9 protein-coding genes are annotated in these 11,966 nt (G+C 44.6%); 7 read left to right on the forward strand and 2 right to left on the reverse strand.

The annotated features are described in order from the left end of the window. Positions 1-38 precede the first annotated feature (38 nt). Positions 39-1,655 (reverse strand): PucR family transcriptional regulator, encoded by a 1,617-nt coding sequence (locus tag BUC05_RS06590; protein ID WP_073304392.1) that lies wholly within the window; start codon positions 1,653-1,655, stop codon positions 39-41. Between the two features lie 397 nt (positions 1,656-2,052). On the opposite strand from BUC05_RS06590, the gene codB reads away from it, so the two are divergent. The 3 genes from codB to BUC05_RS21885 all read left to right on the forward strand — a co-directional run bounded on the left by codB (position 2,053) and on the right by BUC05_RS21885 (position 5,092). Next, positions 2,053-3,309 (forward strand): cytosine permease, encoded by a 1,257-nt coding sequence (gene codB / locus BUC05_RS06600; protein WP_011248867.1) that lies wholly within the window; start codon positions 2,053-2,055, stop codon positions 3,307-3,309. Next, positions 3,309-4,571 carry a cytosine deaminase gene (locus BUC05_RS06605; RefSeq protein WP_073304394.1) on the forward strand — a complete coding sequence of 421 codons (1,263 nt, stop codon included), beginning with the start codon at positions 3,309-3,311 and terminating at the stop codon, positions 4,569-4,571. Before codB ends, BUC05_RS06605 begins: the two co-directional genes overlap by 1 nt. A gap of 386 nt (positions 4,572-4,957) precedes the next feature. After that, a complete protein-coding gene (locus BUC05_RS21885; RefSeq protein ID WP_257006649.1) occupies positions 4,958-5,092 on the forward strand; it encodes a hypothetical protein in 135 nt (44 codons plus the stop codon). 128 nt (positions 5,093-5,220) lie between these two features. Here the strand turns inward: BUC05_RS21885 and BUC05_RS06610 are convergent, their stop codons facing one another. Next, complete coding sequence (locus tag BUC05_RS06610) at positions 5,221-6,990, reverse strand: glycoside hydrolase family 13 protein (protein WP_073304396.1); 1,770 nt, start codon at positions 6,988-6,990, stop codon at positions 5,221-5,223. Positions 6,991-7,283: 293 nt separating this feature from the next. Here BUC05_RS06610 and BUC05_RS06615 point away from each other — a divergent pair, with 293 nt between their 5' ends. The 4 genes from BUC05_RS06615 (at position 7,284) to BUC05_RS06630 (ending at position 11,948) form a co-directional block, all read left to right on the forward strand. After that, positions 7,284-8,573 (forward strand): sugar ABC transporter substrate-binding protein, encoded by a 1,290-nt coding sequence (locus BUC05_RS06615; RefSeq protein WP_073304398.1) that lies wholly within the window; start codon positions 7,284-7,286, stop codon positions 8,571-8,573. A 59-nt stretch (positions 8,574-8,632) separates the two neighbouring features. Beyond that, positions 8,633-9,925: a carbohydrate ABC transporter permease gene (locus BUC05_RS06620; protein ID WP_011248863.1), complete on the forward strand. Its 1,293-nt coding sequence runs from the start codon at positions 8,633-8,635 to the stop codon at positions 9,923-9,925. Further along, on the forward strand, positions 9,925-10,767 hold the full coding sequence (locus BUC05_RS06625; RefSeq protein WP_073304400.1) for a sugar ABC transporter permease: 843 nt from the start codon (positions 9,925-9,927) through the stop codon (positions 10,765-10,767). The genes BUC05_RS06620 and BUC05_RS06625 overlap by 1 nt, the downstream gene beginning before the upstream one ends. 143 nt (positions 10,768-10,910) lie before the next feature. Next, positions 10,911-11,948: a LacI family DNA-binding transcriptional regulator gene (locus BUC05_RS06630; protein ID WP_073304402.1), complete on the forward strand. Its 1,038-nt coding sequence runs from the start codon at positions 10,911-10,913 to the stop codon at positions 11,946-11,948. The last annotated feature ends 18 nt before the right edge of the window (positions 11,949-11,966 follow it).

Here is an 11,966-nt window from a genome sequence, read left to right on the forward strand (position 1 = left end):
TGAAACGCAGGAGCCGATGCTATTTATTGGCTCCTACGTTAGAGCAACGCTTTCTTTTCCTGCAACAATGGGCGAATCAAGAATGCAATACGCAAACGCAACGTTTCATCAGGCTTTTTTAAATCACAGCCAAGGAGTTCCTCACATTTTTTGATGCGGTAAATGACGGTGTTGCGATGGATCGCCATGACTTTTGCGGTTTCCGCCACTTGGCAATTATGATTGATATAGATGGACAGTGTGCGGGCTAGTTCCGCTTGGTCGGGAGATTCCGGTGTTGCTAAGGTTTGCAAGGCGGTTTGGCAAAAGGCAGTAAGCTTCTCAGACGGAATCAATTGCAGCATGTCAGCCAGCTCTTGGGCGCGGTGCGTTTTGATGAAGCTTTGCAAATGTTCTCGGTAGCCAGATTGAAGGGCAGCCGTCGCTTCCTTGTATAAGCTTGCCGCTTCACTTAAGCTGCCGAAGCTGGAGATGCCAAACGATACGCCAGAGCGGAAGAGTGCCTGTATGTCTTGTTGAACGGTGTCTACTTCCGCAAGCAACTTTGCTTCTTCGTTGCTTGAACGGTCACTTTCAATAACGACAACATACACATCATTCTTCCAAAACACATGACTAGTTGGATACCGTTCGCGAAACAGCCGTACAAGGAGGCTATACAGGTCTTCATGTTGCTCAAGCGCTTCTTCGTTAGTCAGCAACTCGCTAGTGTTATCTAAGTGGGCAGCAATGAATACATAGTCCTTGTTGACAGAGAAAGGATACGATTCGTCGTGCTCCTTTTCGAGAGGGCGGCGCCCTTCGACTAAGTCGGAAAAAAAACTATTTTGGGCAATCCGGGCTTGTTGCTCTGCTGCATGAAGCTTCATCAGTTCAAACGAAAGAACGTTAGCTGCTTGTTCAATGGCAAGCGCAAACGGGCAATCGCTTTTTGACGCTGAGCCGAGCACAATTAAGTACCCTTTTCGTGCACAGGCGGTTCGAATCGGAAAGACAGCGCACGGATTCTCGTTCTCCTCCTGTAGGATGGATAGCTGCAACGTCGGCAGCTGTTTGCTTGGAATCAACTCCCGTAGGCGCCAGTATTTTTCAAAAAAGGAGTCATTCGTGACAGGATCGGAAGACGCGATCATGTCCAATTGATCATTTAACAGCAATGCGGGCACATTGAGCATAGAGGCCAATTGTACGACAACAGATGTGCCATTTCCGCCTGACACAATCACATCGGCAAAGCGGCGGTGGATCTCCAACGCTTGATGGAGCTCTGTCGTCTGCCCTGTTAAAAGAAACTGCGTCAACTGATGGACGAATTCGCTAAAATGAATCGTATCCGGTAGTTCAAACAGAGGCAGATGAAGGCGGTTGCATGCGTCGATAACAACGGCAGGGATCGCTTTCTCTAGTCGTTTAGTTTGCACCACCAGGCCAGCGCACTTTTGCTTTGATAGTTCCTGGACAAAGGCAACCAGGGAATACGGATGCCCCTTTTTAAAAGAAGCAGCAAGCAGCAATTGATGGGGTTCCATGTTAACACCTGGATCAAAGGAATGAATCATATTAGCAGAACGAAGCGGCTTATCGAGGCCACGTTTGCCTGCGAGCAGACGGGCCTTTGCAAAGGCAGGCAGTGCCAACAAGTCTTTCATTTGCATGTATATCACCTTATTAGAAATAGATGGTAGAGGCTATGTTAAGTATACGGTTCAGCGGCAGTTTGGAGGAAAAGTACGTAAAGAAATGTAACAGGAATTATGAAAATCGCTTGTTTCTGATCTCTCAAACATTCGATTCCATGGCCAACAATCTTGTTGAAACGAGGAAAAGTTAATAAATGGATTGTCAGAGAATCTGACAAAAACCATGGATCGTTTACGAACATGTGCTAATATACTCCTATTAAAAAATAAACATAGCCTTTCAGGGTTCCGCCATACATTGGGACAGGTCCGGGAAGGCGGCATCAATTGATGTTTGAACTGGGAGGAAAAGTCCGGTGAAGGCCATGACGTGGTCTTCATCGGACTTTTTTTAAGGATATGTTCAGCAGACATGGAGGGAAAATACGTGGCAGGAAAAATCGTCGAATCTGATTTCGAATGGCAGGCGGTTCCGCAAGAGCGGCGGCGTGGTTTTTGGCAAATGTTTGTGTTAATGGTAGGCTTCACATTTTTTTCGGCAAGTATGTTGGCGGGAGGCACGCTTGGGCAAGGCTTGTCTTTTAGTCGGTTTATCATTACTGTTTTAGTAGGCAATTTTATTCTTGGCGTATATACAGGGGCACTTGCCTACATCGCAGCAAAGACAGGGTTATCTACCCATTTGTTGACACGGTTTGCCTTTGGTGAAAAAGGCTCCTATTTGCCTTCCCTGCTTCTAAGCGTTACGCAAATTGGCTGGTTTGGCGTAGGGTTAATGATGCTTGCCGTGCCCGTGCAAAAAGTAACAGGTGTTGACTTATGGCTGCTTCTCCTTTTAGGCGGCGTCCTGATGACAGCGACTGCCTATTTAGGTGTAAAGGCATTGACGATGTTAAGCTTTATCGCCGTACCAGCGATCGCGGTATTAGGGACAATTTCTAGTTCCATTGCTGTCAATGATATGGGCGGCCCGGCTCAATTGTTTGCTTATCAGCCAACGGAAGGAATCGGCATCGCAGCTGCCTTATCGGTTTGTATTGGCTCCTTTATAAGTGGCGGCACGTTGACACCTGATTTTGCCCGTTATGGCTCAAGCAAAAAAGTCGCGGTGTCGACGACAGTGATTGCCTTCTTTTTAGGCAACTCGTTAATGTTTTTATTCGGTGCAGTTGGCGCAATATCCACTGGTTTTGCTGAAATTTCAGAAGTCATGTTTACACAAGGGCTGATTTGGCCGGCGATTTTTGCGCTCGGTTTAAACATTTGGACAACCAATGACAGCGCCTTGTATGCTTCAGGGCTAGGGCTTTCCAATGTCACGAAGTTTTCGAAGAAAAAGCTAGTCTTGGTTAATGGGTTAGTCGGCACGCTGCTTGCTTATTGGCTGTATACGAATTTTGTCAGCTGGCTAGATTTTTTAAATTTAACGTTGCCGCCAATAGGCGCGATTGTGCTAGTCGATTATTTTATAATCAAAAAAGGCACTTACGCTCCTTTCAAGCAAGCTTCGTTTAAAGCTGTGCGCGCAAATGCGTTAATGGCGTGGCTCATTGGCTTGGCAGGGGCGCTGTTTGTACCTGGCATCCAGCCCCTTAACGCCCTGATTTTTGCAGCACTCTCCTATATATGTTTGGAGAAAATTGTAAATAGAAAAGGAGAACAACTCTGATGATAATTAAACAGGCTGCTTTGCGCGGCAAAGATGGTTTATGGGATATTTGGCTGAAAGACGGAAAGATCGCTAAAATTGCTCAAAATATTGAAGCAGAAGGGGAACAAATCATCGAAGCAGATGGAAACCTAGTCATCCCCCCTTTTATTGAACCGCACATCCATTTAGACTCGACGCTAACAGCAGGAGATCCAAATTGGAATTTATCAGGTACGTTATTTGAAGGCATCCAGCGTTGGTCTGAACGCAAAGAAAAACTAACACACGAAGATGTCAAAGAACGGGCGACAAAAGCGCTCAAATGGCAAATTAGCCAAGGGATTCAACATGTGCGCACACATGTCGATACAACCGATCCACATTTGACGGCGCTCAAAGCACTCCTTGAAGTAAAGGAAGAAATGAAACCATTTGTTGATATCCAGCTGGTCGCTTTCCCACAAGAAGGCATTCTATCTTATCCGCAAGGGCAGGAGCTGCTGGAAGAAGCACTAAAACTGGGCGCCGATGTCGTTGGCGGGATTCCCCATTATGAATTTACAAGGGAAATGGGCGTAAAATCAGTTGAGATTGCCTTTAAACTAGCCGAGAAATATGACAAACTCCTTGATTTCCATTGCGATGAAACAGACGATGAGCAATCGCGTTTCATCGAAAACGTAGCGGCGCTTGCTTACCAAAGCGGAATGAAAGAGCGGGTCACGGCATCCCATACGACGGCGATGCATTCGTACAATGGCCCATATGTCAGCAAATTGCTTCGTGTTTGCCAGCTGGCTGAGCTCAATTTTATCGCCAACCCACTTGTCAATACGCACTTGCAAGGGCGATTTGACCACCATCCTGTCCGCCGCGGCATCACGCGAGTCAAACAACTGCATGAGGCAGGGCTAAATGTTTGTTTCGGCCATGATGACATCTTTGACCCGTGGTATCCCCTTGGCACAGGCAACATGCTGCAAGTGCTATTTATGGGACTTCATGTAAGCCATCTAACGGGGTATGAGCAAATCAGCCAGTCCCTTGATTTCATTACCGAAAATAGTGCCAAAACGTTGCACATTACAGACGAATACGGCATTGAAGAAGGAAAGCCGGCAAACGTAATCCTTGTCGATGAAAAAGATGAGTTCAACTTGATCCGTCGCCAAGCGCCTGTGCTTGCCTCCATCAGAAACGGGAAGATCATCGCCAAGACCGCCCCAGCCAAAACGACTGTCCATTTGCATGAAGAAGAGCAAGTACGGTTTTCTTTGTGAGTCACATAGCGAGATGTAACGTTAGTATGACAAAAACTTTATAATTGGTAAAAAGGGTTTATCATCCTCTGTGGAAAATATAGTAACGTCTTATATAAGATGCTTTTGACTCAGATGAGTCTTTTATAAGGCGACTATATTTAGAGAAGAGTGACTGAATTGAGGGAATTCTTAGTATCCTTGTGGTGATCTCTTTGTTAGCAAGTAGATGCACTATGTTAACCTGACATTAAGTATATGTTGGAGCGGGGCAGTCATACACGTCTACTCGTGCTCAAGCTAGAGTTCATATGCAATGGAGCTTTATTCACAAAGGGCTAGGTAGCACGTATGGCGCTGGAGAACTTGGTGTGTGGGGAAATCAAAAGAATCAGGAGGTTGGTTTGATGCAGACTAATAAACAAAGAGCATCTTTAAAAACGGGACAGAAAATTGTTTACTTTTTTGTTCTTCCTATTGTAGCCTTAGCCGTAGTCTTAGGTATTTTAGGAGCAGTCACTTTCAATTTATTTTTATTTTAAAGGAAAAAAGGCATGGCTTTCTCCGCTTGTTGACAGGGTTAAGACGGTCGACAGGCTTTTTTATATGTAGGAAGGGAGACTACGGCACGAATGGCATAACTCGTCATGAGCTATGCCATTCTGTTTTTTTACTTGTCTACTTGGCCGCGTTTGTTGGCGTCGACAGAATGAAGGAGCAAAAAGCACTCGCCTTCAACGTGGAGCTCTTCGCTTTGCAATGGGCTTTCGCAAATGACATCGACAAATGCAAGGCTCTTTAGTGAATCAGGGAGTTTGACCGTTGTTTTTTGTTTACTGCGGTTAACTGCAAATAAAAGAAGCTCTCCGCCAGCGGATGTGGAATACAACAGCACATCCTCAGTGCCAGAGTCATAAAATTTTAAGGTGTTATAGGTGCCCATTGCTTGGTGAGTTTTGCGGATCTTAATTAGTTTTTGCAGAAATTGGAATAGCTCCTGATCTTGTTGGTCTTCCTCCCACACCATGCACGCGCGGCAACCAGGGTCATTTTCTCCGGCCATGCCGATTTCATCCCCGTAATAAATACAAGGTGAGCCAGGAAAGGAAAACAGCAATAAGTAGGAAAGTTTGACTAATTTTTTGTTGCCCCCACTTACAGTTAAAATTCTTGGTGTGTCATGGCTGCCGAGCAAATTGAACTGGACTTCGTTCACCAATTTTGGGTAACTGTACAAATGTTTTGTGACTGCGTGTTGAAAAGTGGTTGCGCTTTTGCCGTGTTGGACAAAGTCAAAAATCGCGTCAGTGAGCGGGTAGTTCATGACCCCATCGAATTGGTCGCCTTGCAGCCAAGGGTAAGCGTTATGCCATATTTCACCGAGAATATACAAATCTGGTTTTAATGCTTTGACTCTGTTGCGAAACTCACGCCAGAAGGCATGGTCGACTTCATTGGCGACATCTAAACGCCAACCGTCAATGTCAAACTCCTTAATCCAATACGTAGCTACGTTCAATAAATAGTCCTTTACTGCTTCATTTGCTGTATTTAGTTTCGGCATTAAAGGCGTGAAGGCGAACGTATCGTAATTAGGTGGTTCCTCTGCTCGAACAGGAAATTGGCGGATATGAAACCAATCGCTATATTCTGATTCCTGCTGGTGTTTTAGTACATCTTGAAAAGGTGGAAAATACAGGCCTGCATGGTTGAAGACGGCATCAAGCATGACACGAATGCCGCGCTTATGGCATTCATCGACAAGCAGTTTAAGTGTCGTTTCATCTCCAAATTGGGGATCAACTTTTAAATAATCAATCGTATCGTATTTATGGTTGGAAAACGCTTTAAAGATTGGTGTTAAATAAATGCCGTTAATTCCTAGCTTCTGCAAATAATCAAGATGATCGACAATCCCTTGAAGGTCACCGCCGAAATAATTGGTGGCAGTCGGTGGTGCACTTCCCCAAGCCAATGTATTTTCAGGGTCACGAGAATGATCGCCATTGGCAAAACGTTCAGGAAAGATTTGATACCAGATCGTTTCTTTTACCCATTCAGGAGGTGTAAACAAATCGGCTTGATTCATAAAGGGAAAACAGAAATAATCGCTAATGTCTTTTGCGGGCGTATCACAAAACCCACTTTCTCCATAGTAAATCGTCTCATCTTTTGCCTTAATTTCGAACCCGTAACGAAGGCGATGGTAGGGCGGCTTCACTTCCACAAACCAATAATCATATTCTCCATCGGCCCCTGCTTGTGTCATTGTTTTTTTGGCAGTCACCCATTCGTTTCCCGCCCAATCGTAAGGATCTCCATAAATAAGCATGACCTCGTGAGCATCGTCTTTGCGCGTGCGCAGACGAATGTGGATCGTATCTTTGTCATAAGCGTAGGCATCTTCACTTTTCGGGCGATGGTAGATCGCTGCTTTCATTCAAAACAAGCTCCCTTCTTAACGAGAATCGTAAGCGTTTTCTTGATTGTTATTTTCAGCCTATGAGATGAAAGAGTGAAAGTCAAGAAAAAAGGCAAACGTTTGCAATTTAATTAAAATAAAGTGGTTGTTTTTGAAGAATGAACATAATATAATGGCGTTATAATTGAATTGTAACCGATTTCATTTCTGAACGTTTATTTGTGCAAACGATTTCACTATTGTTTGCATCCTTGCAAGGCAGAGCATCTGGCCTTGCAGAAAAAACAAAGACCTTTAAGGGGGAAAAACGAGTGAAAAAAGCGACATCTCTTTTATCGTCTGCCGTCTTCGTTGTGACGTTGAGTGGTTTGCTTACTGCGTGTGGTCCTGATCGCGATGAAGGAAATGGCTCTGCAAGTGAGGGCAGTGCAACACCTGTGAATGAGGAGCAAGACGGAGCGGCGCCAGAAAAGCCAGAAGTGTTAACGATGTGGGTCAACGATGAAGAAGTACAGTTAGATGCTTATGAACAAATCGTAGAAAAGTATGAAGAGGAGACTGGAATTTCCGTAGAGATCACACCGTTTAGTATGCTCGACCAATTGGAGTCACTTTCCTTAGATGCGGCGGCTGGCGGCGGTCCTGACCTTTTTTACCAACCGAACGATCGCCTAGGTGACATTTATTTGCAAGGATTAGCTGCTGAGCTTGATTTAACTTCAGAGCAATTAGAAGGCTATACAGAAGGAGCGATTCAAGCATTAAATTATGACGGGGTCCAGCTAGGAATACCGGCTGTCATTGAAACCTATGCTTTGTACTATAATACCGAGCTTGTTCCAGAGGCGCCTAAAACAATAGAAGAGCTAGAGCAAATTGCAGCAGATTTAACGAATGCCAGTGCGGATGAATATGGGTTTTTATTTGAAGGCACAAACTTTTATTACCTTTATCCGTTCATAGAAGCTTACGGAGGATACGTGTTCGACCAGAATAGTGAAGGCGTATATGACACATCCAACATTGGACTGGCAAATGAGGGAACGGCAGAAGGGGCGAATTTAATTCAATCTTGGTATGAAGCAGGCTACTTACCAGTAGGAATCACCGACGATATTATAAAAGGCTATTTCCGAGATGGGCAAGTAGGAGCAGTCATTTCAGGACCTTGGAATGTTTCTGAATTCTCAGAGGCGCTTGGCGACCAATTAGCCGTTGCGCCTCTCCCAACAATTGATGGAAAAAACCTGTCCTCGTATTCAGGGGTAAAAGGTTGGTTAGTGAATGAGTATAGCGAAAATCAATATTGGGCAACCGACTTAGCTCTATATATTACAAACCCAGAAAACTCCCTTACGTACTTTGAAGTAGCAGGGGAATTGCCTGCCCGTACAGACGTGGAGATCGATGATGAACTGCGGCAACCGTTTTTGCAGCAAGCAGAATATGCGGTACCAATGCCGAACATTCCAGCAATGTCATCAGTATGGGATCCAATGGGAGACGCATTTGAATTTATTTCTCAAGGTGAGGATCCACAGGAGGTTTTAGAAGAAGCAGTGCAACAAATTGCTGATAAGATTGCCCTTCAAGAAAATTAATTAAGTTGGATGGAGAGGTTGCTCTCCATCCACTTGATTTCGCAGAGGAGGAAGAAATCATGAAATTAGAAGTAAGGGAGAGGACGGCACGAAATCACCCAAAACGAGCACTCTGTTTGTCTATCATCCCTGGTTTGGGGCAACTGTATAATAGGCGTTATGGAAAAGGGTCGTTTTTTTTCATTCTCTTTGCTGCCTTTATCATCGTCTTTTATGACATCTTAAATATTGGTTATTGGGGGATCATAACATTAGGAACGTTAGAGAGGGTTGATGATTCGCGGATGCTGCTGGCTCAAGGGATCATTGCCCTTATTTTGACGGTTTTTGCTGTCGGCTTCTATTTGTTCAATTTGCGCGATGCGTATAAGGATGCAAAGCGAATTCAACAAGGCTGGCGAATTCCCTCGCTCCGTGAAAGCTTCCAGCAAGCATGGGACAAAGGCTTTCCGTATTTACTAGTTGGCCCAGGGCTGGTCTTTTTAATTTTCACTGTCGTTTTTCCGCTTTTGTTTATGGTCGGGCTTGCTTTTACAAACTATACCCTTTACAATGCCCCGCCGCGAAATTTGCTTGATTGGGTAGGGTTTGAAAATTTCGTCCAGCTTGTCACTGTACCAATTTGGCGAGAAACGTTTTTTAGCGTCTTTTCGTGGACGTTAATTTGGACATTTGTCGCTACAACATGCCAAGTTGGGCTAGGCTTATTATTGGCAATTATGGTAAACGATCCGCGAATTAAGTTTAAAAAATTCATTCGTACGATCCTTATCCTCCCATGGGCTGTGCCCGCCTTTGTGACAATTTTAATTTTTTCAGCGATGTTTAACGACAATTTTGGTGCAATTAATCGCGACATTTTCATTCCTTTGTTTGGCCACGGCTTTCCTTGGCTGACCGATCCTTTTTGGGCACGTTTTGCGCTAATTATGATTCAAACATGGCTCGGCTTTCCGTTCGTATTTGCTTTGTTCACCGGTGTTCTGCAAAGCATTTCGAGCGATTGGTATGAAGCTGCGGATATGGACGGGGCCAACCGCTGGCAAAAATTTCGTCATATTACGCTGCCACATCTTTTATTTGCCACCGCGCCGCTTCTAATCATGCAATATACAGGAAACTTTAACAACTTCTCGATCATTTACTTATTTAACCAAGGCGGACCGCCGATTCGTGGGCAAAACGCTGGCGGCACCGATATTTTGATTTCATGGGTGTACAGTCTCACATTTGAGAACTCCCAGTACAGTATGGCTGCCGCGATTTCGATAATCATTGGTTTGATTGTAGCGGGCTTTGCTTTGCTCCAGTTTAGACGAAGCCGCTCATTTAAAGAGGAGGGGAGTATCTAATGAATAAAAAGCAAAAGTCAAGGCTAGAAGTGACTGCTATTTACCTGTTTTTGCTTATTATGGGCATCATCATTCTTTACCCTCTTCTGTGGACGATCGGGCTGTCGTTTAACCCTGGGACGAGTTTACATTCTTCGAAAATGATCCCAGAACCGATTTCGTTACGCCATTACGAATGGTTGTTCTTTGATCCACGCAGCAATTATGTGCAATGGTATAAAAACACGCTCATTGTCGCCAGTATTACGTCTTTATGTGCAACATTTCTTGTCGCCTTAACGGCATATGCCTTTTCCCGTTATCGCTTTGTTGGGCGGACACATGGGCTGTATGCGTTTTTATTATTGCAAATGTTTCCTGTCATGATGGCAATGGTTGCCCTGTATATTTTATTAAATACTGTCCAATTGCTTGATACACTTCTCGGGCTTATCCTTATCTATGTAGGAACCTCGATCCCGATGAACGCGTTTCTTGTGAAAGGTTATTTTGATACCATTCCCCGGGATTTGGATGAATCGGCGAAGTTAGACGGTGCTGGCCATTTTCGTATTTTCTTCACGATCATGCTTCCCCTTGCGAAGCCGATTTTAGCGGTCGTGGCGCTCTTTAATTTCATGTCTCCGTTCATGGACTTTATTTTGCCACGAATTATTTTACGGAGCCCGGAAAATTATACGCTCGCGTTAGGATTGTTCAATTTTGTCAGTGATCAATTTGCAAACAACTTTACACGCTTTGCTGCAGGTTCTGTACTCATTGCGGTGCCAATCGCCGCTGTGTTCTTATTTTTGCAGCGTTATTTGATTACAGGCTTGTCTTCTGGCGCGACGAAAGGATAAGGAAAGCGTATACCAAACATGTTGAGCAAGTTCTACAGTAGACAAATACGAGCCGTTCATTCAATATAAAGGCAGGGAGGGCTACTGCGCTATCGTGTAGTGCCCGCTCCTGCCGTGTTTTGTTAAGAAAAGGGGGAAAACGAGTGGGTGTTACGATCAAAGATGTTGCCAGAAAAGCAAATGTGGCCCCTTCTACCGTGTCAAGGGTAATCGCGAACAATCCAAAAATCAGCGCAAAGACAAAAGCGAAAGTCCAAGCGGTAATGGAAGAGTTAGGCTACTATCCAAATGTCAACGCCAGAAACCTTGTGAACAACCGCACAAATGTTGTCGGCATTATTATGCCAAGTGTTTCTTACGCACCGTTTCAAAATCCGTTTTTCCCGGAAGTGTTAAGAGGCATCACAGCACAAGCGAATGAGAAAAAATACGGTTTGTATTTATCGACTGCTCAAACCGATAAGGGTATTTTAGAAGAAGTTATTGAGATGTACTATTCACGCCGTGTCGATGGGATGATTTTGCTGTATTCAACCGTCTCTGACCCAATCATTGAATTTTTGCTCGACAAGGCCTTTCCTTTTGTCGTTGTTGGCCAACCGCCTGAGGCGTTGTCTGGCCAAGTTTCTTATGTAAACAATGACAATGTCAAAGCCGCAAAAATGGTGACCGAATATTTGCTGCTTTTAAAACATGAGCGAATTGCTTTTGTTGGCGGTCGCGAAGAAGCATATGTAACGCTAGACCGCAAGAAAGGGTATATAGAAGCGTTAGAGGAAGCAGGAATGACGCCAGATGACTCTTACATCGTCCACCATGATGAAATTTTTGAGGGCGGCGAACAAGCAGTTATTGAACTGATGTCACGAAAACATCCTCCTACAGCCATGATTGTAATGGATGACTTAATGGCATTGGGTGTACTGCGTATGTTATTTAACATGAATATTTCCGTGCCTAATGAGGTGTCTATTGTGAGCTTTAACAACGTACTAATGGCAGAGCTGGCGACACCGCCGCTGACCACACTGGACATCCATATTCATGAACTAGGCTACCGGGCCGCTGACCTTTTGCAAAAACGAATAGCCGATCCTGAAGCCCCGGCGGAAAAGAGGATCATTAGCCACAAATTGATCCGCCGGGAAACAAGTGCTGTCTACTCGGGAGAACGACGGTAACTCCCGAGTAGCTAAAGT

The organism is Shouchella rhizosphaerae, assembly GCF_900142675.1.
Lineage (GTDB): Bacteria > Bacillota > Bacilli > Bacillales > Bacillaceae_D > Shouchella > Shouchella rhizosphaerae.

Excerpts from the sequence above, each read along its gene's own strand:
- BUC05_RS06590 (WP_073304392.1), bottom strand. The coding sequence starts at position 1,655 with ATGCAAATGAAAGACTTGTTGGCACTGCCTGCCTTTGCAAAGGCCCGT.
- codB (WP_011248867.1), top strand. The coding sequence starts at position 2,053 with ATGGAGGGAAAATACGTGGCAGGAAAAATCGTCGAATCTGATTTCGAA.
- BUC05_RS06605 (WP_073304394.1), top strand. The coding sequence starts at position 3,309 with ATGATAATTAAACAGGCTGCTTTGCGCGGCAAAGATGGTTTATGGGAT.
- BUC05_RS21885 (WP_257006649.1), top strand. The coding sequence starts at position 4,958 with ATGCAGACTAATAAACAAAGAGCATCTTTAAAAACGGGACAGAAAATT.
- BUC05_RS06610 (WP_073304396.1), bottom strand. The coding sequence starts at position 6,990 with ATGAAAGCAGCGATCTACCATCGCCCGAAAAGTGAAGATGCCTACGCT.
- BUC05_RS06620 (WP_011248863.1), top strand. The coding sequence starts at position 8,633 with ATGAAATTAGAAGTAAGGGAGAGGACGGCACGAAATCACCCAAAACGA.
- BUC05_RS06625 (WP_073304400.1), top strand. The coding sequence starts at position 9,925 with ATGAATAAAAAGCAAAAGTCAAGGCTAGAAGTGACTGCTATTTACCTG.